Raw genomic sequence first — 19,826 nt, 5'->3', positions numbered from 1 at the left:
TTCATTTCTGAATAACATGGAGTGGTCATTCGCCGTTATTTTAAAAATTGGGCATGAAAAGTTCGATTGTGATGCAAACTAAAGCTATTCAAATGATAAAGAGGCGATGGTATGAAAAAAAGTCTAATAATCGTCATGATGATTAGTTCTATATTATCCGGATGTGTTTTGTTTGAAGAAAAAGGAGCTTCTCATGCAGTCATTCATTCTTCACAGGAGGAGACCATTAAACAAATTGGTGAACGGCTGGAGAGTACAAAAGAATTATATGATACGGTTGTCATTGCGGCGGATTCTTCCCTTTTGATCAGCTATAAAGTGAAGCACTTATACCGTTTTGATATGAAAGGGATCGAAAAAGATCTTGAGGCCTGGCTGAAAGATCAATACCCTGATCATGAAATTACACTGTCGAGTGATTATAAAATTTTCCTTGAATCTTTTCAGCTTTTTGAAAAGTGGTCAGAAAAAAATATGAGTGAAAAAGAGGCTTTAAGTGAGATGAAAAAAATCATTTCTCTGAAGAAAGAGCTGACATAGGGAGCTGCATAACGATGAGTCAACAGAATAAACCGCTTTTTAAGTCTGAAACAGACCGGCATGATAAAAAAAGACCCATACTTAAAAACTGCATCAAGGCTTTTGTTATCGGTGGACTTATTTGTACAATTGGTCAACTGATCACAGTACTGCTTATTATTTATTTTCCATTTACTGAACAGACAGCGGGCAATCCAACCGTTTCAATTATGGTTTTTCTATCAATGCTTCTGACCGGATTTGGATTATATAACAAATTAGGTCAATTTGCAGGAGCGGGAAGTGCCGTTCCGGTTACAGGGTTCGGAAATGCAGTAGTAAGTGCTGCTATTGAGCACCGGAGTGAAGGGCTCGTGCTTGGGGTTGGTGGAAACATTTTTAAGCTTGCTGGCTCAGTAATTGTATTTGGCGTTGTTTCAGCTTTCTTTTTAGCGCTAATTAAAACCCTCCTGATTCAATGGGGGTTCATCTCATGACAAAAACATGGATATTTACATCTAAGCCTGCGATCTTATCCGCCGGTATTTCTGCAGGTCCGTTTGAAAAGGAAAGCCCTTTTGCGCAGTATTTCGATTACTTTTCAGATGATCTGTATGATGAGGAGAAAAGCTTCGAAAAAGCTCAGAGAAGTCTGATTGAAAAATCCATCAAAGTTACTTTAGAAAAAGGGCTGACTGCTGAATCAGATGTGGATGCTTTATTAATGGGGGATTTAATTAATCAGCTTACTCCATCAGGATTCGCTGCCAGACAATTCGATATTCCATATCTTGGGCTATTCAGTGCATGTGCAACGTCCATGCAGGGACTCGCACTATCAGCTGCATTAATTGATGGAGGATATTGTGAAAAAGTGCTGACGGGTGCATCAAGCCATAATGCTGCCGTTGAAAAACAGTTTCGTTATCCAACAGAGTACGGAGGTCAGAAACCGCCAACTGCACAATGGACGGTTACAGGAGCTGGCGTCGTACTTGTTGGTAAAGAGGCAGGTCGGGGAGCACTGGCTTATATCGAAAAAGCAACGATTGGACGGGTCAGGGATATTAATGTATCAGATCCATTTAATATGGGAGCTGCCATGTCACTTGCTGCTGCAGATGTGATTGAACGGCACTTTAATCAGTCCGGGGATACGGTTGAGGACTACGACTACATCATTACAGGTGATCTTGCAGAGATTGGCCATGGAATCACGATGGATATCCTGAATGAACGGGGAGTATGCATTCCGGAGGAAAAGTTTCTTGATTGCGGAAGAATGATTTATGGAGATCGTCCGGAAGTTCTTGCAGGAGCCAGTGGTCCAGCGTGTTCAGCACTGATGATTTATGGCCACTTTCTGAATGAATTAAAAGCAGGACATATCAAGAGAATATTGTCAGTTGCCACAGGGGCACTTTTATCCCCACTGAGCTTTCAGCAAAAAGAAACGATTCCGTGTATAGCGCATGCGGTTGCCATTACAGGCGAGAGGGGGGGCGTTTCCTGATGTGGATGATGTTTTTGTGGGCATTTATTGTAGGAGGATTTATATGTGTAATTGGCCAGATTATGATGGATGCCTTTAAACTGACACCTGCCCATACACTGAGTACATTAGTCGTTGCGGGAGCTTTATTAGAGGCGTTTGGCCTTTATGAACCTTTAATCGATTTTGCGGGAGCAGGGGCAACTGTTCCGATCACTTCATTTGGCAATGCCCTGCTTCACGGTGCAATGGCTGAAGCGGAAAAGCATGGCATTATCGGTGTGATGACCGGAATGTTTGAAGTTACCAGCTCGGGTATATCAGCAGCTATTATTTTTGGTTTTATTGGTGCACTTGTGTTTAAACCGAGAGCAAAGTAAAAGTGCCCACTCTTCTTTACTCCTGCTACATATGATGTAGATAGCAGGGAGGTGAGGAGATGGGCTACGGATATGGTTATGGCGGCTGTGGATATGGCTACGGTGGAGGATATTCAACATTTATCCTGATTGTGGTTTTATTTATTCTGCTAATTATTGTTGGTGCGAGCTTCGTTTAAGAGAACTAGGCGGAATCGGGTTTGACGATTCCGCTTTTTATCCTTTGAATATCAGATAAGATTAAAGGAGGAACCCCTTATGAACGATGCTTTTTTTAAAAAAATGGAGAATAAAACAGGCGTTAGTATGGAAAAAATGTTTGCTCTTGCAAATGCGTTTCAAAACGCGGATTTCCGTGATGAAAAAACCGTAAGAAAACTGATTCGCCAGGTATCAGAAGCGGCAAATAAACCCGTTGCAAAGGATATGGAAGACAAAATTGTTCAAACGATTACTGCAAAAGGAAAATCAATTGATTTTAATACGTTATCAAATATGATGAATAAAAAATAACCCACAGAAAAAAACCTTTACTCCCGTAATATGTATTATCAAGTTTGAAGGATATTTTTAACGGTAATATTATTACTAAACAGGGGGTGAGAAGAATGGGTTATATCGCACCGGTTAACAATTATCAGTATCAGCAGTATGCTGAAAGGGTCAACATGAAGGATTACGATCCATACCAGTTAACGCCTGTATACAGAGTACAGCCCTACAGAAGAGCGAACAGGGATTTTGAAGACCAGCTCGAAAGACAAATGAACAGATCAGAACAGTCAGAAGAAATGACCAGAAGAAAAGAACTGCCACTATATCATTCCGCACCGATTCCACCTCACTTAATTCCGAAATACACTGGAAAAGGCCAACACTTCAATGAATCCATCTAATAAGAAAAGCCCTTTGCGTATCTGCAAAGGGCTTTCAAGCTGTATGAAACTATCAAAGACTTTTCTCCATTGAAACATGAGGGATTCCCGCATCCAGAAACTCTTCGGAAGTAACTGAATAGCCAAGCTTCTCATAAAATCCTACAGCATGAGTCTGAGCATTAAGAATAAGGGACAGCACGGTTCGTTCTCTTGCATAGAGTTCCATAGCATTCATCACGATTACACCGGCATTCTTTCCCCGGTATTCAGATAAAATGCAGACACGCTCGATTTTTCCTTTCCCATCCTTTACCCGGAACCTTCCTGCTCCAGCAGGAAGGTTTTCATCATACAGGACAAAATGTGTGGCAGTTTGATCGAATTGATCGATTTCTTCTTCCTCCGGAACCTGCTGCTCTTCAACAAATACTTTTTTTCTGACAGCAAACGCATGCTGTTTTTCCTGTTCTGTTTCGGCTACCTTTACAATCATCAGACTTCAGCACCACCAAGACGGTAAGTTTCATATACGGTCCAGGATCCATTTTCAAGCTGGTATAACAAATGAAAACGGTCCACTGTTTCTTCGTGATCCACACCAGCCATCCGGAGAGAGCCGTATACATCAGAGTGTTCGTCATTAGAAAGCTTTTGTGCAATGGTAATATGCGGAACAAAAGCATATTCAGGCTTTCCGCCAAGATCTTCAGTATGGAGCTCCTCATGAAGCTGTAAAAGTTCCGGTGTAGCATCCACTTTAAAATAAATTACGTTATTAACGGGTTGGAAGGAACTGATTTTATAGGCTCTAAGTGTAAAAGGACGTGTTTTCTTAGCTGTTTCGGAAAGCTTTTGTGCTATTTCATTAATTTCTTCCTCGGATGCCTCGAATGGGTTTTTCAAGGTCAGGTGAGGCGGAATAAGCGAGTAATGCGGATCGTAACGCTTTCTATAAGAATTAGCAAGGTCCTGTAATTTTTTTGAAGGGAATACAGCAATTCCAAATTTCATTTTTTCAGCCTCCTTAGTCAGATCTGTCATCATCAGTATTATTATAGCAAAAAAATCAGCACTTACGCTGTTTAATCACCAGAATCATAAACGCCATCATTCTCCGGTTAATCTGCGTTTAATAGTTCGTTTTCCTGAACATGACTTCCATTACCCTCTCAAGATCCGGTTGCCAGTACTTCCAGGTGTGTCCTCCATCAAATTCATCATAAAATACAGTACATCCTTTTTCACTCATCAGCTCGTGAAGCTTTCTATTAGGTGTCAGAAAGTCTTCTTCAGAACCCCTCGTTGTTTTAACGGAAGTTTCCTGTTTGCCGATAATATGGTAGAAATTAATCAGATGTTTATCTTTAAAGTCTGAAGCGGCTTCCAGAACCTGATTGTTCACAAGAGGTGATTGCATAATGACCCTGCCAAATGTATTCGGATATTTTAAGGCTGTCATAAATGACACTGTTCCGGCCAGCGAATCTCCTATTAAGGCTCTGCCGAGTCCCATCTGATACGTAGGGAAATGCTCATCAATATATGGAGTCAGCTCTCTTGCAAGAAACCGGATGTATGCTTCATGCTGAGTACCTTCCGGATGATATTTTTCATAACGGTCCTTAACATTCTGATAAGGCACTCCAATAAAGATCATGTTTTCTATTTTTTCTTCAGCCTGCAGGCGGTCCAGAAGACGGGGAACCCTGCCAAGCTGAAAATAATCTTTACCATCCTGAGCCACTACAACGGTATACTTATACAGAGGGGAGTAATTTGAGGGCAGATAGACAAGAAATGAGATCTCTTCCTGCAAGGCCTCACTGTAGATTGTATGTTCATTCACTGTGCCTGTATTCGCCATAACGAGTCCTCCTGTTTCGACAAAAAAATTTGAAGCGTTTACACATAGATTGTATCATATCATGCTAGAGAGGACGCTTTTTAATCCGATATATACAGAAAAGGGGTAATCATTAATGAATCAAAATCGAGTTCATTCACATGAAGTAACTAAAGCCGCTCATGAATCGCTGATCGAAAGAGGTGTCAGCATTGAGGACATTGCTGATATTGTGTTTGAAATGCAGTCACCCTATAACGGGAAGCTTAAAATGGATGAGTGTATAGACAGTGTAGAAAAAGTATTGCTGAAAAGAGAGATGCAGCATGCCATTCTCGTGGCTGTTGAGCTTGACCGTCTTGCAGAACAAAAGAAGCTTACTGAACCTCTGCAATCAATTGTGGAATCAGACGAAGGTCTTTTTGGTGTAGATGAGACGATAGCCTTAGGGGCATCACTTGGATATGGCAGTATAGCTGTGACAACGTTCGGCCATCTGGATAAAAATAAGATCGGCATCATTCAAAAGCTTGATACCAAAAGAGGCGGAGGCGTCCACACTTTTCTTGACGATATGGTCGCTGCGATTGCCGCTAATGCTTCCTCCAGACTTGCACACAAATTAAGAGATATAGAAGAAAATCTCCCTGAAAATGAAAGAAGAATTATTGAAGACGAATGATTTCATGCAAAATCTATGCAAAATTGTGCAGAGTGTATTGTAAATGAAATATAAAATAAGGATATAATACGAAAAAAATGAATGCGTTTAACCCTTATCATATCAAGGTTTAAACGCATTTGTATTTTTGTTCCTGTGGCATGATATTTGACATAAATGTAACATTGCATGATAAAATGGTATACGTAGTTTTGTAAATTTATAAGAGGGGGAAACAATATGAACAAGAAAAAGATTTTTGGTACAGTTGCGCCTATTCTTGCTGCGTCTATGATTCTTGCTGCGTGCGGCGGTGAAGAAAGCAGTGGCGGTGACGAAGGAGGATCTGATCAGCCGGAATTCCTTAATGTCGCAACTGGTGGTACAGGTGGAACGTATTATCCACTTGGAGGAACATTTGCTTCGCTAATCGAAGATGAAACCGGTATCGATACAACAGCCATTACATCTAATGCATCTGCAGAGAACATGGCCCTTATCAATGACGGAGAAGCGGAAATCGCATTCGTGCAAACGGATATTGCTTCATACGCTGTCGAAGGAACACAAATGTTTGACGGCCCGATTGAAACGATCCAGGGACTTGCAACGCTATACCCTGAAACCATTCAAATCGTAACGACGGCTGATTCAGGAATTGAGTCTGTTGAAGATTTAGCAGGCAAAACAGTTTCAGTTGGTGAATCAGGTTCAGGAACGCGTCTGAATGCAGAGCAGATTCTAGAAGTACACGGCATGTCATTTGAGGATATGGACGTACAGAATCTCTCATTTGATGATTCTACAACAGGTATTCAGGATGGGTCCATTGATGCGGCATTTATTACAGGTGGTACGCCAACAGGTGCCGTTGAGGGTCTTGCAGCACAGGTTGATGTTGTCATCGTTCCTGTCGCAGCTGATATGGCTGAAGCATTAATGGAAGAGTATCCATACTACTCTGTAGATGAGGTAGCTTCAGGAACTTACGGACTTGAAGAAGCGGTCCCAACAGTAGCCGTTCAGGCAATGCTTGCTGTATCTTCAGAGCTTTCGGAAGATGTCGTGTATGATATTACAAAAGCGATTTTCGAAAATACAGATTCAATCACTCACCCTAAAGGTGAATTTATTACAGCTGATACAGCCCTTGAAGGAATCGGCATTGATGTTCATCCTGGTGCCCAGCGCTACTTTGACGAACAGTAATCAATAAGCTTTAAAATGGCAAACAGGTCCGAGGGGACCTGTTTGCCCATTCTTATGGAGTTGTACTGAAGATGAAAACCAAAAACATAAAATGGGCTTTAATGATAATCATTTCCGGCATCATCCTGGCAGTGTTTTTTCTGCCTTTTCAACACGTTATTGCTTTTCATCATCAGCGGACAAACGAATTGTTGGCTTATATCCCCGTAAATGAAAATGCTGCTTTTCAGCTGGAATACACTCATTCTATTCACCGGTCTCCTGTCATTGATTATTATGAAATGACAGAAGATAACCAGATCAGGCAAACTGCGCTGGAATATGAAGATACAGCGATCGGAATGCCATCCAATTCCTTATTTGAAGGAGAAACCTTTGTACAGGAAGACGGGAAATACAGAATTGAAAATATGAACAGGCTATTTCCTGAAATTAATTTGTATACAAGCCAGGTCGTGGTCAGTCATGTATTCAGATATAATCAGGATGCACACGCTCTGGATGATTATATAGAACCGGGGACTGCGATTTCTATTTCAGTGGAAGATTTTACATTATGGGAAGTGTTGAGAGGAGTGAAGATGAATGTCAGATCATAAGAACCCTGAACTGGAAAATAAAAATAATGAACAGTTCAGTGAACAGGATCAAAAAGATTTACTGGCTAAATATGACCCGGATGCCAGGACGAAACAATATAAAGGGATTTTGAACTGGGTTGTTTTTATTGGCCTAATTGCTTTTTCAGTCTTTCAGATATATGCGTCAATTACTCAATCTATTCCGCGTCAAACCTTGTTATCTATTCATTTAGGTTTTGCGTTATCATTGGTATTCCTTTTGTTTCCCGCATCCAAAAAGAAGATCGGTCACAATAAACTGGCATGGTATGATGGAGTGCTTGCCCTTGTATCAATTTGGGTAGGAGCTTATTATCCATTAAATGAAGATCGAATCGTTAATACGATTGGGTCCATATCTCCGATGGACTTCTGGACTGGTCTGATCGCTATTCTGCTGGTGCTTGAAGCCACTAGACGTGCAGTAGGATTACCAATTATGATTATCGCTATGTCATTTATTGGATATGCGTATTTTGGACCTTATATGCCAGGCTTTCTTCGTCACCGCGGTCAGGATCTGGAATCAATTGTGAATACCCTATTTATATCATCCGAAGGTATTTTCGGAACACCGTTATACGTATCCGCAACATTTATCTTCCTGTTTCTGCTGTTTGGAGCGTTCCTCGTTAAAACAGGGATCGGTCAGTATTTTAACGATCTGGCTGTTGCATTTGCAGGAAAAGCCGTTGGAGGCCCTGCGAAGGTTGCGATCTTCTCAAGTGCCATGCAGGGGACAATCAGCGGAAGTTCTGTAGCAAACGTTGTTACTTCTGGGTCTTTTACGATTCCGATGATGAAACGTCTCGGATATCGTAAAGAGTTTGCCGGTGGAGTTGAGGCAGCTGCATCAACAGGTGGTCAGCTCATGCCCCCAATCATGGGAGCAGCGGCCTTCCTGATGGTCGAATTCATCGGAGGCGTGACGTATTGGGAAATTGCTAAAGCAGCAGCGATTCCTGCAGTGTTATATTTTGCAGGCATCTGGATTATTACTCACTTTGAAGCAAAAAGAATCGGTCTAACCGGACTTCCGGACAGTGAGATTCCAAAGAAGTCTGTTGTACTTAAGAAAATTTATCTGTTAACACCAATTTTTGCGGTTATCTTCCTGCTGCTTGACGGTAACTCGATTATCCGAGCGGCACTATATTCAATTGTCATTACGATCCTTGTCAGTATGATTCGTAAAGATACTCGAATCAACATCAGAAAGTTCTTTGATGGATTGGCTGACGGGGCAAGAACCGCACTATCCGTAGCAGTTGCGACTGCATGTGCGGGTATTATTGTAGGAGTGGTAACACGAACAGGTCTGGGATTAAAGCTTGCAAATGGGATTGTGGAACTGTCCGGCGGAATTCTGCTATTGACGTTATTCTTTACCATGTTTGCAGCGATCATTCTTGGAATGGGTTCACCTACTACTGCCAACTATGTCATTACAGCAACGATTGCTGCCCCGGCACTGATTCTTCTTGATGTACCGCCGCTTGCAGCTCACCTGTTTGTATTTTACTTCGGAATTGTGGCTGATATTACGCCTCCTGTAGCACTTGCTGCTTTTGCGGCCTCAGGGGTGTCTGGAGGAGAACCGATACGAACCGGGGTCAATGCCGCCAAGCTTGCCATAGGGGCATTTATTATCCCGTATATGTTTGTTCTGTCTCCTCAGCTACTATTGATTGACACAAATGTATTTGAGATCTCAATTTCAGTTGTAACAGCACTGGCGGGTATGACTGCTATTGGAGCGGCTGTGATTGGGTACTGGTACAGACCGGTACACCCAATTGAGCGTATTCTTGCGCTGGCTGCGGGTATTATGCTTGTGTATCCTGAAGGAATTACGGATATTCTTGGTGCCGCGTTGTTTGTTGGTTTATTGGTGCTCCAGTTTGTCTGGAAGCGGAAAGATAAGGATAAGCTTCAGACGGCGAGTGCCTGATGATATGATCTTGAGCGAAGCCGGGACGGTGTTGTCCCGGCTTTTTATATTGTGTGGGGTAGAACGGGTAACTTTAATTCGGTCAGGACTCACCCTTCGCTTACCGTGGCTGGTTTCACCTCGGCTTTTCAGACATAGGAGTTTGAGGATGAATCAGGACCTCAGAGTAAAGTCATATTAAAAGCAATTTGGATAGTACAGGTTTAATTATGAACTGATCAGGTATGGGTTTTTTCGTTTGGCGGGAGCGGCTGATAGGATGCAGTCGATTTGAAAGGTGCGGATGGATTTTCTGGTGAAGCAGTATGCCCGTATGGAGTTTGCAGCGACAGTATAAATGACAATTTTACGTCTTGTGAATGTTCCTGTCCGGTCGAGATAAATCATTTCAACAGGTGTCTCATCAGCCATCCATTTTTTTAATTGATTTTGCATTATAATCCCTCCTTAAGTTCATTATATACGAACGTTTGTTCTTTATTCAAGAAATGAGTGTGTGGGAAAATATTCTTGGCATTATACTTTTCGTTGACATTATGGGATGTTGGCGATATTATAAATATTGTCGATTAATATTACATATTATGATTCCGTAGCTCAGTTGGGAGAGCGCCACCTTGACAGGGTGGAGGTCGCTGGTTCGAGACCAGTCGGAATCATTAAGATGAACGCTCTTCTGTCTGTGGAATGAGCGTTTTTTTATTTTTATCGGAGGTTGTCATAAATGAAGAGAATGGTTGTGATTGGTGGAGGCATTTTAGGGGCCTCTACAGCTTATCATTTGTCTGAAAAAGGTTTTAAAGTTACGGTGGTTGACCGAAAAGATAAAGGACAGGCTACCGGGGCTGCTGCAGGCATTATTTGTCCGTGGCTTTCGCAAAGAAGGAATAAAGCGTGGTATGCGATGGTCAAGGAAGGAGCGGCTTATTATCGTGAACTGATTCCCAGGCTGAATAAAGCAGGTGAAGAGGATCATGGTTTTAGACAAACAGGAGCGGTCTGCCTGCATGCAGATTCGGTAAAAAGAGATAAAATGCTAAATCGCGCTATTGAGAAAAGAGAAAATGCTCCTGAGATCGGACAACTGATGCCAATCGGTAAAGCAGAAGTGCAGAAGTATTTTCCATACTTAAATCGTGAATTTGAAGGTCTTTTCGTTGAAGGTGCGGCAAGAGTGGATGGGGCGAAGCTAAGAGATTCTCTCCTGTCAGCAGCTGCTAAATTAGGAGCAAACATCATTTATGATCACGCTGACCTTGCAATAGAGGAGGGAAGTGTGAAAGGTGTAACGGTTTCAGGTGAGTTTTTTCAGGCTGATTGTGTAATTGTTGCAGCGGGAGCATGGGCAAAAGAACTGTTTGCTGAGGAAAATATTGATATTGATGTAACTTATCAAAAAGCACAAATTCTTCATTTGCAGATCGAAGATGAGACAGATGATTGGCCCGTTGTGATTCCACCGGGAGATCAGTATCTTTTGGCGTTTGAAGGGGGCAGGCTGGTTGCGGGCGCTACTCATGAGAATGATGTGCCGATGGATGATCGCTTAACAGTTTCGGGCATCCGTGAAGTATTTGATAAAGCAACTGCTATTGCTCCAGCTCTTGACAGGGCTGAATTTGTAGAAGGCAGAGTTGGCTATCGGCCTTTTACACCGGGATTTTTACCGGTGATCGGAGAATTTCCCGGGATAACAAATTTATTATTTGCGAATGGACTTGGTGCATCAGGCTTGACATCCGGTCCATTTCTAGGGGCGGAGCTGGCAAGACTTGCAGCTGGAGAGGAAACGGTGCTGGATTTATCACCTTATTCACCGGAAGTATTGTTGAAATAAAGAAAAACCCGTTCAATTTAGACGGGTTTTTCTTTATTTATTGCAGTGAATTGTTTTCAACTGGAATCTTTACTGTGAATATCGTTCCTTTACCAGGTTCACTGGATACATCGATATGTCCATTCAGTGCGCGGATAATACTGTATGAAACCATAAGGCCAAGTCCTGTTCCTTTATTTTTAGTTGAAAAATACGGCTCTCCAAGCCTGTTAAGTTCTTCTTTTTTCATACCCAGCCCCTCATCCTGTATGCTGATGACAATACAGTTTGATTCGATTCCGCATCTAATATAAAGGTTTCCGCCATCCGGCATGGCTTCAATTGCATTTTTTATAATGTTGATCATGCACTGTTTGAATTTTTTGGGTTCTGTTTTCACCATCTGATCTGCCGGCAAGTTGAGTACCGGGTGGATCACAACCTTGTTCATATTTGCAAGTGGCTTCATGACGTTGATACTCTGATTGATTTCTTCTATAATCACAAGATCTTTTTGCTGTTCCGGAGCAGGTTTTGCAAATGTCAGATAATCATTAATAATTTCACTGGCATGATCAATTTCCTTTAAGGCAGTAGAAAGGTATTCATCGGTTTTAGGATGGTCTTTTTCCTGCTGAATAGCCATTTGAATAAACCCTTTACTGACTGTTAAAGGATTTCTTACTTCATGTGAGATGCTGGCGGCTAAATGACTGACAACAGCTAATTTTTCAGCTTTTATCAGGTCATTTAGAATAACAAAATTGGTTCTGATGATTTCCCATAAAATAATGGCTAGTAACATCCCTGTGACATTGATGAAAATATATTCCGCCCAGATGAAAAGATCCATTTGGACACCAAAAAGAAGATAAGCCAAAAACGCATTTGATAAAACAAAAGCAGTGACCAGTCCACAGGAAACCATTGCCTTGACAAGAAGAGGTGCGTTTTTGAAAAATTTAATGGAAACGGGTAAAAGAATGGACATTAAAAGCAGTGTATAACTAATGACCAGGACGCCATCCCCGCCAATCATCATACGTGTGATCAGCATGACACCAATGAGAAAAAAAGCCATACGGTAACCGCCGTATAAAGCACCGAGAATGAGAGGAACGCCTCTTAAATCCCAAAGGAAACCCTCATTTACAGAGAAGGGAAAAAGCATACACAAAACAATTGATACTGCCGGAAACAGTGCAGCGAGCCATTCTTTGCTGCTCTCGAGCCGTTGTCTGTATGAATAAAAATAGACGATCTGAATAAACAGTAAAGGTAAAATCATGAGTAAAAAGTTGACGAGTAAATCTTTTGTTAGAACATCCATCATTTAAACTCCAGTACATAATTTGTCTCAAGTATCATAACATATTGTTATGCAGGCTTAACAATTGAACTTTTGAGTAAACTGCGCTATGATTCAATTCAGGCTGCATTGTGCGTAAGTTCTAAGTAAGTTTTAACCTTTGAGCTGTAACAGGGAGTTTTAAATAAAAGCGGGATTGTTATGCCTCTGTCATCTTGACAAGGAGGACGCACATGAAGGCTTTTGCGAACACCCACTTTGAGAAGTGGTGGTTTAAAAACTTTCTTAATTCAACTACGGCAAAAGCGGCTTGAGCAGGCTGTCCAATTTTTTGGACAGCCTATTTTTATTTTTCAGGATATGTGTGGCTTAGGCTATAATTCCGTTCTCAATTCCCATAATTCCGGGAAAAAGGATTGTTCAAGGACGCTTTTTAAATAATTTACACCTGACGATCCCCCGGTCCCCGTTTTAAAACCAATAATCCGTTCCACTGTCTTCATATGACGGAAACGCCACTGCTGAAGGCAGTCCTCAATATCTACGAGTTTTTCAGCCAGCTGATACAGCGTCCAGTGCGCTTCTTTGTTCTTGTACACATTCATCCATGCCTGTTTGACACTTTCATTCGATTCATATGACTGTCTGACATCGCGTGAGAGGACTTGAGGATCAATGGTAAAGCCGGCTTCTGCGAGTTTTTCAATAGCCAGATCGTAAATACTTTTCGTGCTGTGGGCTTGCGTCAGAACCTCAAGCAGCTCCTGATCCTTTTCATAGATTTTTAAAACGTGCGGTGTTTTGTGTCCGAGCAGAAACTCGATTTGCCTGTACTGAAAGGATTGGAATCCGGAGGCTTTACCAAGCGTATCCCGAAATTCAATGTATTCAGATGGAGTCATTGTTGCCAGCACGTCCCAGGCCTGAATAATCTGGTTCTGGATTTTGGACACGCGTGCCAGCTGTTTAAAGGCTGCTTCAAAAGAATTGGTCCCGATCGATTGGCAGGCAGCTCTCAGTTCATGCAGAATCAATTTCATCCAGAGCTCGCTCACCTGATGGATCACGATAAATAGCATTTCATCGTGATGGCTGGACAACCTTTTTTGAGCACCGAGAACCTGATCGAGTGATAAGTACTCAGAATAGGTCATCGAATGCTTGAAATCAGTATAGGCATTTTCTTGCTTCATTTAATCCACTTCCCTCTGTATAGTTGATAACGCTTTCATTTTATCAGAGTAAGCTTCCTGCTAATAAAAAATCTTTCAGACAGGCTGTTTTTTATAAGGTGTGTGGTAAAATAGTTTTATATATATAAAAAGAAACGGGTCTTTCTGCTTTGTTTATGAACATAATGAAGCATTTTACATTAAGAAGGTGAACGTCATGTCCAAAGATTCGAATTCATCCTTTAGTCTTCAGCAGCAAAAGCTATTCCAGCTTGCAAAATCAAAGAAAATTTCTTCCGTTGAATTACAGCATACGATCGAACAGCTATGTGAAGGCATTGCTGAAATGATTCAGTGTGAGCGGATCGGGGTCTGGCTGTTTGATGATGAGCAGCCTTCGTTAACTGCCCTTAATGTATATCAGCAGCATAATGGGATGCATACGAGTGGAGAGCGATTGCACAAGCATCAGTTTCCTGCCTATTTTACTCTTTTGAAAGGAACTAGAGTGATCGCGATTTCAGATGTATCGAACGATGAGCGCGTGAAGGAATTGTATCCTGATTATTTCTCTAAGGCTGGCAATATACAGTCCATGATTGATGCTCCAATCGTTTTAGCCAATGGTGTGGCGGGTGTGGTTTGCTGTGAATCCTCTATAGCCCGCAGCTGGACCAGGCTTGAGGAATCGCTTGCCGGGACGTTTTCAGATCTTGTCGGTTTTCTTCTGGACAGTCTGCAGCAGCAGGAAATGGAGAAAAAGCTGGAATATCTCGCCTACTATGATCAGCTGACTGGACTGCCAAATTTGAATTTGTTTTACAGCGAAGTAAACGGATCGATTCATCGTGCCGAAAACCCTGTCTTATGTTATCTCCAGGTGGATCAGGTGGATCAAATTATTGATGCGTTGGGATACGATGGGGGAGATCAGATTATTAAAGAAATTGCAGGCCGTTTTAACAGGGTGTTAAAAAGCAACGAAACAGTTGCACGGGCAGACCATGATCATTTTGCGCTGTTTCTTGATGAAGCAGACGTGGAAAACAGGCTGAAAAATATTCTTTTTTTGATGAGTCCGCCGTTTCTGGTAACCGGCTATGATGTGACCGCAACATTCAGCGCAGGTGTCAGCCGCCACTTTCATGGTGAAAACCCGGCAAAAGAACTTCTGCAGAGTGCTCAGATTGCCCTTAACAGAGGAAAGATGAGATCGGCCAGGAGCTCTGTGACATGGTTTACGGAAGAGATGAAGGAATCAAGCAAGGATCATTTTGCCATTGAAATGGATTTAAGAAAAGGGCTTGATCTGAACCAGTTTATTTTATATTTTCAGCCTCAGGTTGAAGGGGAAGAAGGGGAGATAACGGGATTTGAATCACTGATCCGGTGGAATCACCCTGAGATTGGTCTGGTGCCACCCGGAGTATTTATCCCTCTGGCGGAATCAACAGGATTTATCATTCCGCTTGGTGAGTGGGTCATAAAAGAGTCGATTAAAGAGTTGAAAAAATTCCATGATAACGGTATGGATCAGGTGACGATGTCGATTAATATATCGCCGAGGCAGTTTCTCCATCAAAGGCTTCCTGCCATTATTAATGAAGGGCTGTTGCAATATCATATTCCGCCTGAAAGACTCTGTCTGGAAATAACAGAATCAGTGGCAATGGAGGAAGAGGACCTTGTGATTGAACGGTTGAAGCTGTTTGATGACATGGGCATTCAGCTATCAGTTGATGATTTTGGCACAGGGTTTTCTGCTTTTGTGTATTTACAGGAATATCCGATAAAAGAAATTAAGATTGATAAAGAGTTTATAAGGCGGTTAACGACGAACCATAAAAGCATGGCCATCGTGAAAACAATCATTGATCTTGCGGAAAACCTTGATATTAGCGTGATTGCTGAAGGGTTGGAAACAATAGAGCAGTGGGCGCTTTTGAACGAGCTTGGCTGTAAGAGGTTTCAGGGGTATCTGCTCAGCAGGCCTTTGCCGCCGGATGAGATTAATGGCTGGATCGATAATTATAAGCGGGCTTCGTTTTATTCGATTACGAGAAGGAAATAAATCGGGCCGTAGCGCATCCTACGCTTTCCGTGGCCGGGCGGTGAACCCGCTGTGCTCTGCACATCGGTTTCACCTGACCCTTTCCGCCACAGGAGTCTTCGGATGCGCTACGGCCCTTTTTGACTTTTTTTATAAATTGGTGAGTTCTGAGAGGTTTCACAGAACTTATTTTTTTCTGATTTAAAGTAAGTACACTTTAATCATAATCAAGATAATTAACAGATCGAATCTTTTGGTTTTGGGTTTTTCAGGCCGAATAGTGGCCGGATGAATAGGGCGAGGCCGGTTCCGAGCATGGCCATGATTGCCCATACCCAGCCGTGAAGGCTGAATGAGGCGATTCCGCCAAAGTAGGCTCCGATGTTACAGCCGAATGCAAGGCGTGAGCCGTAACCCATCAGTAAACCGCCAATAATAGAACTCATTGCGATACCGGGCTTGATTTTTCCCGGTTTGAAAGATCCGGTTGCTGTTGCGGCGATAAAGGCTCCAAGAATAATCCCGAAGTTCATAACGCTTGTTGAATCTGCAAGTATCGGGTTCGCAAGCTGAGCTGCATTTGCCTGCCAGTAGCCCCACTGTGAGACGTCTACACCTACTGCCTCGAGTCCTTTTGATCCCCAAAGTGCAAATGCGGAAGTAATACCCCATGGGTTACCTCGGACTGTTAATGTTAATGCATTTAATACAGCGAGCACGATAGCAGCTGTTAACAGCGGCCATGATCCTCTGAACACTTTCTTTAGGCCTGTCGTTGTTGGTAATGGCTTCATCATAGGTGGATTTTTTTTGCGTGCGATGAGCACGAGTACATAATAAATGATACCAAACAGCGCCATTTGAACAGCCCATGCGCCAAAAAATCCAAGACCTGTTGATTCTGCCAGTGAAATTGGCGGTAATGCCCATGTCTCTTCCATCCAAAAGGTGAAGTGATAGGCACCGAGAACAGATCCTGCGATAAAGCTGATTAGTGTCAGCAGCATGGAGGACTGACCGCCTCCAACTGAGTACAGCGTTCCTGATGCACAGCCGCTACCAAGCTGCATCCCGATTCCAAATATGAATGAACCGAAAATAACACTGATTCCTACAGGGGAAACGTACCCTTGAGGATCAACTCCGGTAAAACTGAATCCGGTACTTAAGATAATGGCAAAAAGTGTGGATGCTACGGCCAGCATCACCATGTGTGCCTGTAATCCCTGCACGTTTCCAACAGCCATCAGACGTCTGAAAGCTGAGGTGAATCCGAATCGTGCGTACAAAAGGGTCAGACCCAGCGCCAATCCGATCATGAACAGCACGCCCTGCGTCATGTTAGTCGTTGTGATAATCCATGTGAATAACGCAACAGCGGCAATAATGCCAAGTATGACCTGAGGTTTCTGTATGGGTGACAAATTGGTAACGACGGTTGTTCGCCCCGGTATCCAGCCCTTAGGTATTTCCTGTGTTTGCTGAGTCATTTGAATCCCTCATTTCCAATTGGTTTTATCGGGAATAAATTTATCACGGGAAAGCGATTCTGTAAACGAATTAAGCTCCGCCAAACTCATTTTTAGAAAGCAAAACGGTTCCAGCTGCGATAGCTGAAACCGTTAATGAATAAGTATTATGATAGCTGTTAAATATTTGTCAGAAATAATAGTATTGCAGTAATCACGCCGGTGCCTGCCAGACCTGTTAAAATATCTGATTTCGTATATACAACATTTTCTTCTCCCATGATTACGACCTCCCTGAATAAAGTAATAGTAATCTATTCCCATTTTAACAAGAGGGAAACCATTTTTTAGAGAAAAAATTACCGCACTGGCATGACTTCAGTGCGGTAATGATTACATTATTCGGTTTTATACTGCATGTAAGCAACATGCGTGATCAGGAAATCCTCCAGACCGTGCTTTCCATCTGCACCGCCTAATCCAGATTTTCTAATCCCCGCATGGTAACCCTGAATGGCTTCAAAGTTTTCACGGTTAACAAATGTTTCACCAAACTTCAAGCCGTTAATGACTCTCATCGCTTCATGGTAGTTCTCTGTGTAAACGGATGAGGAAAGTCCATAGTCAGTATCGTTACCCATTTCAATCGCCTCATCAAGCGTTTTATAAGTGACGATTGGCAGAACGGGACCAAATACTTCTTCCTTAATAATGGAATGATCATGTTTTACATTTGTCAAAAGCGTCGGGGGATAGAAAAATCCTTTATCACGGTCAAGAGGTTTACCACCAGTCAGCACTTGGGCACCTTCTTGAATCGCCTTTTCTACCATCTCATGTACTTCATCCAGTCGGTCTTTGCTGACGAGTGGTCCGAGGTCAAGGTCTGATTCTTCTGCTGGATTACCAGCCTTGGCATTGGCCATGGCTTCCTTCATTTTTGCCGTGAATGCTTCAGCAACGGATTCCTGTACGTAAATACGTTCTGCATTCGTACATGCCTGACCGGAGTTCGTCAGTCTTGATGTGAGGATATGCTTAACTGCAAGATCAAGGTCGGCATTTTCTGTCACAATGGCGGGTGCTTTACCTCCAAGCTCGAGATTGACCTTCGTAATATTTTTCGATGCAGCTTCCATTACTTTTACACCTGCGCCAACGCTGCCTGTCATCGTCACAATACCAACCTTTGGATGGGATGCCATAACGTTTCCAACTGTTGAACCTGTACCGGTTACGTAATTATACACACCCTTCGGAATTTCACTCATTGAATCAACAATTTTTGTGAATTCTGCCGCTGTATTAGGTGTCTGCTGACTCGGTTTTAAAACGATCGTACAGCCTGCAATTAATGCGGTTGCAACCTTTCTGGCAAGAATAAAAACCGGAAAGTTCCAGGGTACGATTCCTGCCACGACACCTATAGGTTTTTTGAAAATCATAATATTTTCGTTTGGACGATCACTTGGAAGAATTTCACCTTCGATTCTTCTGGCCCATTCAGACATGTAGTAGAAGTACTCAACAGCAGTATCGACTTCGTCAGTAGCCTGGTCCTTCGGTTTTCCCTGCTCTTCTATTAAAAGCGAGATGAAGGTTTCTCTTTTTTCTTTTAGCTTATCTCCCAGTTTACGGACAATTTGTCCACGTTCATTAGAAGGCACCTTTTCCCATGTCTTCTGTGCTTCAAAAGCTGCTTCGATGGCTTTGTTAACATCTTCTTCAGTACTTTTGGGAGTTTGTGAAATAACTTCTTCAGTTGCCGGGTTAATAATGTCAATCCATTCGTTGCCTGTTGAATCCATGTATTCACCGTTAATATAAAGCTTATGTTTTTGCATAAAAAAATCCTCCTGTATGTGGAATACTCTCTGTTTTCCACGTACAGGAAGGACAAAACATTTATAAGAACATTCAGCTCTCTATAACGGGTTCTAATTCAATCGTGACATTGCCTTTTAATGCGCGCGAAATCATACAGCTTTCCTCCGATGATTCCATATAGCGCATAATTTTTTTATGAGAAGCCTGATCCGCTTTAACATATGGCCGGTGAATGATCTTTCGATACGTTATGACGCCGTAATCATCCACCTCCACAAGCCCTTCAGACGTTAACGACATTTCTTCGATCTCTACTTTTCCGCGCTCAAGCTTAGCTGCAAGCGTAATAATATAACATGTTGCTGCAGCACCGAGCAGCATTTCATCGGGATTCGTACCTACTCCCGGACCGTTCATCTCAGGAGGGATTGAGATTTTTGTGTGAAGATTTTCAGTCTTAATCATCCCGACACTGTTACGTCCGCCGGGCCAGTCTGCTTTTAAATGAAATGAATGGATTGCCATCAAACATTCTCCTTTACCAAAGACATTCTTGTTTCAGTGTAACACCAGACCGTGTCATATAGGTGTAAAATGCTTTGGCTGTGCTACAATTGAGGAAAAAAACAG

General features: G+C 42.4%; 22 protein-coding genes, 1 tRNA gene and 1 other RNA gene. 15 read left to right on the top strand and 9 right to left on the bottom strand.

The window, feature by feature from the left end; genetic code table 11:
* The first annotated feature begins 111 nt into the window (after positions 1 to 111).
* The 7 genes from H7968_RS08610 (at position 112) to H7968_RS08580 (ending at position 3,287) form a co-directional block, all read left to right on the top strand.
* Positions 112 to 540 (top strand): sporulation protein, encoded by a 429-nt coding sequence (locus H7968_RS08610; RefSeq protein ID WP_227395745.1) that lies wholly within the window; start codon positions 112 to 114, stop codon positions 538 to 540.
* A 14-nt stretch (positions 541 to 554) separates the two neighbouring features.
* Positions 555 to 1,016 (top strand): stage V sporulation protein AC, encoded by a 462-nt coding sequence (spoVAC, locus tag H7968_RS08605; RefSeq protein ID WP_227395744.1) that lies wholly within the window; start codon positions 555 to 557, stop codon positions 1,014 to 1,016.
* Positions 1,013 to 2,032, top strand: coding sequence for a stage V sporulation protein AD (gene spoVAD, locus H7968_RS08600; protein ID WP_227395743.1), 1,020 nt, complete (start codon positions 1,013 to 1,015; stop codon positions 2,030 to 2,032). The genes spoVAC and spoVAD overlap by 4 nt, the downstream gene beginning before the upstream one ends.
* Entirely contained in the window at positions 2,032 to 2,391 is a 360-nt protein-coding gene (gene spoVAE, locus H7968_RS08595; protein ID WP_227395742.1) for a stage V sporulation protein AE, read from the top strand. Before spoVAD ends, spoVAE begins: the two co-directional genes overlap by 1 nt.
* A gap of 59 nt (positions 2,392 to 2,450) precedes the next feature.
* Positions 2,451 to 2,570, top strand: coding sequence for a YjcZ family sporulation protein (locus H7968_RS08590; protein ID WP_134375174.1), 120 nt, complete (start codon positions 2,451 to 2,453; stop codon positions 2,568 to 2,570).
* A gap of 79 nt (positions 2,571 to 2,649) precedes the next feature.
* Entirely contained in the window at positions 2,650 to 2,904 is a 255-nt protein-coding gene (locus H7968_RS08585; protein ID WP_227395741.1) for a stage VI sporulation protein F, read from the top strand.
* Between the two features lie 95 nt (positions 2,905 to 2,999).
* Positions 3,000 to 3,287, top strand: a complete 288-nt coding sequence (locus H7968_RS08580) for a hypothetical protein (protein WP_227395740.1) — start codon at positions 3,000 to 3,002, stop codon at positions 3,285 to 3,287.
* A 52-nt stretch (positions 3,288 to 3,339) separates the two neighbouring features.
* Here H7968_RS08580 and H7968_RS08575 read toward each other — a convergent pair whose 3' ends face one another.
* From H7968_RS08575 to H7968_RS08565, 3 genes are all read right to left on the bottom strand, one after another.
* On the bottom strand, positions 3,340 to 3,762 hold the full coding sequence (locus H7968_RS08575; RefSeq protein ID WP_227395739.1) for a GNAT family N-acetyltransferase: 423 nt from the start codon (positions 3,760 to 3,762) through the stop codon (positions 3,340 to 3,342).
* On the bottom strand, positions 3,762 to 4,280 hold the full coding sequence (locus H7968_RS08570; RefSeq protein WP_227395738.1) for a YjcG family protein: 519 nt from the start codon (positions 4,278 to 4,280) through the stop codon (positions 3,762 to 3,764). Before H7968_RS08570 ends, H7968_RS08575 begins: the two co-directional genes overlap by 1 nt.
* A 118-nt stretch (positions 4,281 to 4,398) precedes the next feature.
* Complete coding sequence (locus tag H7968_RS08565) at positions 4,399 to 5,133, bottom strand: alpha/beta hydrolase (protein WP_227395737.1); 735 nt, start codon at positions 5,131 to 5,133, stop codon at positions 4,399 to 4,401.
* 115 nt (positions 5,134 to 5,248) lie between these two features.
* Here H7968_RS08565 and H7968_RS08560 point away from each other — a divergent pair, with 115 nt between their 5' ends.
* The 4 genes from H7968_RS08560 (at position 5,249) to H7968_RS08545 (ending at position 9,553) form a co-directional block, all read left to right on the top strand.
* Positions 5,249 to 5,794, top strand: a complete 546-nt coding sequence (locus H7968_RS08560) for a phosphatidylglycerophosphatase A family protein (RefSeq protein WP_227395736.1) — start codon at positions 5,249 to 5,251, stop codon at positions 5,792 to 5,794.
* Between the two features lie 219 nt (positions 5,795 to 6,013).
* Positions 6,014 to 6,982 carry a TAXI family TRAP transporter solute-binding subunit gene (locus tag H7968_RS08555; RefSeq protein ID WP_227395735.1) on the top strand — a complete coding sequence of 323 codons (969 nt, stop codon included), beginning with the start codon at positions 6,014 to 6,016 and terminating at the stop codon, positions 6,980 to 6,982.
* 71 nt (positions 6,983 to 7,053) lie between these two features.
* Entirely contained in the window at positions 7,054 to 7,581 is a 528-nt protein-coding gene (locus H7968_RS08550; RefSeq protein WP_227395734.1) for a DUF1850 domain-containing protein, read from the top strand.
* Entirely contained in the window at positions 7,568 to 9,553 is a 1,986-nt protein-coding gene (locus H7968_RS08545) for a TRAP transporter permease (RefSeq protein WP_227395733.1), read from the top strand. The genes H7968_RS08550 and H7968_RS08545 overlap by 14 nt, the downstream gene beginning before the upstream one ends.
* A 207-nt stretch (positions 9,554 to 9,760) precedes the next feature.
* Here H7968_RS08545 and H7968_RS08540 read toward each other — a convergent pair whose 3' ends face one another.
* Positions 9,761 to 9,988 (bottom strand): hypothetical protein, encoded by a 228-nt coding sequence (locus tag H7968_RS08540; RefSeq protein ID WP_227395732.1) that lies wholly within the window; start codon positions 9,986 to 9,988, stop codon positions 9,761 to 9,763.
* Between the two features lie 151 nt (positions 9,989 to 10,139).
* Here H7968_RS08540 and H7968_RS08535 point away from each other — a divergent pair.
* Positions 10,140 to 10,212 (top strand) — tRNA-Val (locus H7968_RS08535).
* 65 nt (positions 10,213 to 10,277) lie between these two features.
* The gene (locus H7968_RS08530) at positions 10,278 to 11,390 is read left to right on the top strand and encodes an NAD(P)/FAD-dependent oxidoreductase (RefSeq protein WP_227395731.1); all 1,113 of its coding nucleotides are present in this window, start codon (positions 10,278 to 10,280) and stop codon (positions 11,388 to 11,390) included.
* A gap of 37 nt (positions 11,391 to 11,427) precedes the next feature.
* Here the strand turns inward: H7968_RS08530 and H7968_RS08525 are convergent, their stop codons facing one another.
* Entirely contained in the window at positions 11,428 to 12,699 is a 1,272-nt protein-coding gene (locus tag H7968_RS08525; RefSeq protein WP_227395730.1) for an ATP-binding protein, read from the bottom strand.
* A 97-nt stretch (positions 12,700 to 12,796) separates the two neighbouring features.
* Between H7968_RS08525 and ssrS the strand changes: the two genes are divergently transcribed.
* Positions 12,797 to 12,994, top strand: a non-coding RNA gene (gene ssrS / locus H7968_RS08520) — 6S RNA.
* Positions 12,995 to 13,052: 58 nt separating this feature from the next.
* Here the strand turns inward: ssrS and kynA are convergent.
* The gene (kynA, locus tag H7968_RS08515; RefSeq protein WP_227395729.1) at positions 13,053 to 13,871 is read right to left on the bottom strand and encodes a tryptophan 2,3-dioxygenase; all 819 of its coding nucleotides are present in this window, start codon (positions 13,869 to 13,871) and stop codon (positions 13,053 to 13,055) included.
* A 196-nt stretch (positions 13,872 to 14,067) separates the two neighbouring features.
* Here kynA and H7968_RS08510 point away from each other — a divergent pair, with 196 nt between their 5' ends.
* On the top strand, positions 14,068 to 15,921 hold the full coding sequence (locus tag H7968_RS08510) for a sensor domain-containing phosphodiesterase (RefSeq protein ID WP_227395728.1): 1,854 nt from the start codon (positions 14,068 to 14,070) through the stop codon (positions 15,919 to 15,921).
* Positions 15,922 to 16,136: 215 nt separating this feature from the next.
* Here H7968_RS08510 and H7968_RS08505 read toward each other — a convergent pair whose 3' ends face one another.
* From H7968_RS08505 to H7968_RS08495, 3 genes are all read right to left on the bottom strand, one after another.
* Positions 16,137 to 17,390: a YeeE/YedE family protein gene (locus H7968_RS08505; protein WP_227395727.1), complete on the bottom strand. Its 1,254-nt coding sequence runs from the start codon at positions 17,388 to 17,390 to the stop codon at positions 16,137 to 16,139.
* Between the two features lie 377 nt (positions 17,391 to 17,767).
* Complete coding sequence (aldA, locus tag H7968_RS08500) at positions 17,768 to 19,213, bottom strand: aldehyde dehydrogenase (RefSeq protein ID WP_227395726.1); 1,446 nt, start codon at positions 19,211 to 19,213, stop codon at positions 17,768 to 17,770.
* Between the two features lie 73 nt (positions 19,214 to 19,286).
* Positions 19,287 to 19,721, bottom strand: a complete 435-nt coding sequence (locus H7968_RS08495) for an SACOL1771 family peroxiredoxin (protein ID WP_227395725.1) — start codon at positions 19,719 to 19,721, stop codon at positions 19,287 to 19,289.
* Positions 19,722 to 19,826 lie beyond the last annotated feature (105 nt).

This window comes from Jeotgalibacillus aurantiacus (assembly GCF_020595125.1).
GTDB lineage: Bacteria > Bacillota > Bacilli > Bacillales > Jeotgalibacillaceae > Jeotgalibacillus > Jeotgalibacillus aurantiacus.
This window is presented reverse-complemented; position numbering and strand designations above follow the sequence as displayed.

Excerpts from the sequence above, each read along its gene's own strand:
- H7968_RS08540 (WP_227395732.1), bottom strand. The coding sequence starts at position 9,988 with ATGCAAAATCAATTAAAAAAATGGATGGCTGATGAGACACCTGTTGAA.
- kynA (WP_227395729.1), bottom strand. The coding sequence starts at position 13,871 with ATGAAGCAAGAAAATGCCTATACTGATTTCAAGCATTCGATGACCTAT.
- H7968_RS08585 (WP_227395741.1), top strand. The coding sequence starts at position 2,650 with ATGAACGATGCTTTTTTTAAAAAAATGGAGAATAAAACAGGCGTTAGT.
- H7968_RS08510 (WP_227395728.1), top strand. The coding sequence starts at position 14,068 with ATGTCCAAAGATTCGAATTCATCCTTTAGTCTTCAGCAGCAAAAGCTA.
- H7968_RS08580 (WP_227395740.1), top strand. The coding sequence starts at position 3,000 with ATGGGTTATATCGCACCGGTTAACAATTATCAGTATCAGCAGTATGCT.
- H7968_RS08570 (WP_227395738.1), bottom strand. The coding sequence starts at position 4,280 with ATGAAATTTGGAATTGCTGTATTCCCTTCAAAAAAATTACAGGACCTT.
- H7968_RS08525 (WP_227395730.1), bottom strand. The coding sequence starts at position 12,699 with ATGGATGTTCTAACAAAAGATTTACTCGTCAACTTTTTACTCATGATT.
- H7968_RS08565 (WP_227395737.1), bottom strand. The coding sequence starts at position 5,133 with ATGGCGAATACAGGCACAGTGAATGAACATACAATCTACAGTGAGGCC.
- spoVAE (WP_227395742.1), top strand. The coding sequence starts at position 2,032 with ATGTGGATGATGTTTTTGTGGGCATTTATTGTAGGAGGATTTATATGT.
- H7968_RS08575 (WP_227395739.1), bottom strand. The coding sequence starts at position 3,762 with ATGATTGTAAAGGTAGCCGAAACAGAACAGGAAAAACAGCATGCGTTT.
- H7968_RS08495 (WP_227395725.1), bottom strand. The coding sequence starts at position 19,721 with ATGGCAATCCATTCATTTCATTTAAAAGCAGACTGGCCCGGCGGACGT.
- H7968_RS08560 (WP_227395736.1), top strand. The coding sequence starts at position 5,249 with ATGAATCAAAATCGAGTTCATTCACATGAAGTAACTAAAGCCGCTCAT.
- spoVAD (WP_227395743.1), top strand. The coding sequence starts at position 1,013 with ATGACAAAAACATGGATATTTACATCTAAGCCTGCGATCTTATCCGCC.
- H7968_RS08555 (WP_227395735.1), top strand. The coding sequence starts at position 6,014 with ATGAACAAGAAAAAGATTTTTGGTACAGTTGCGCCTATTCTTGCTGCG.
- aldA (WP_227395726.1), bottom strand. The coding sequence starts at position 19,213 with ATGCAAAAACATAAGCTTTATATTAACGGTGAATACATGGATTCAACA.
- H7968_RS08530 (WP_227395731.1), top strand. The coding sequence starts at position 10,278 with ATGAAGAGAATGGTTGTGATTGGTGGAGGCATTTTAGGGGCCTCTACA.
- spoVAC (WP_227395744.1), top strand. The coding sequence starts at position 555 with ATGAGTCAACAGAATAAACCGCTTTTTAAGTCTGAAACAGACCGGCAT.
- H7968_RS08550 (WP_227395734.1), top strand. The coding sequence starts at position 7,054 with ATGAAAACCAAAAACATAAAATGGGCTTTAATGATAATCATTTCCGGC.
- H7968_RS08545 (WP_227395733.1), top strand. The coding sequence starts at position 7,568 with ATGTCAGATCATAAGAACCCTGAACTGGAAAATAAAAATAATGAACAG.
- H7968_RS08505 (WP_227395727.1), bottom strand. The coding sequence starts at position 17,390 with ATGACTCAGCAAACACAGGAAATACCTAAGGGCTGGATACCGGGGCGA.
- H7968_RS08590 (WP_134375174.1), top strand. The coding sequence starts at position 2,451 with ATGGGCTACGGATATGGTTATGGCGGCTGTGGATATGGCTACGGTGGA.
- H7968_RS08610 (WP_227395745.1), top strand. The coding sequence starts at position 112 with ATGAAAAAAAGTCTAATAATCGTCATGATGATTAGTTCTATATTATCC.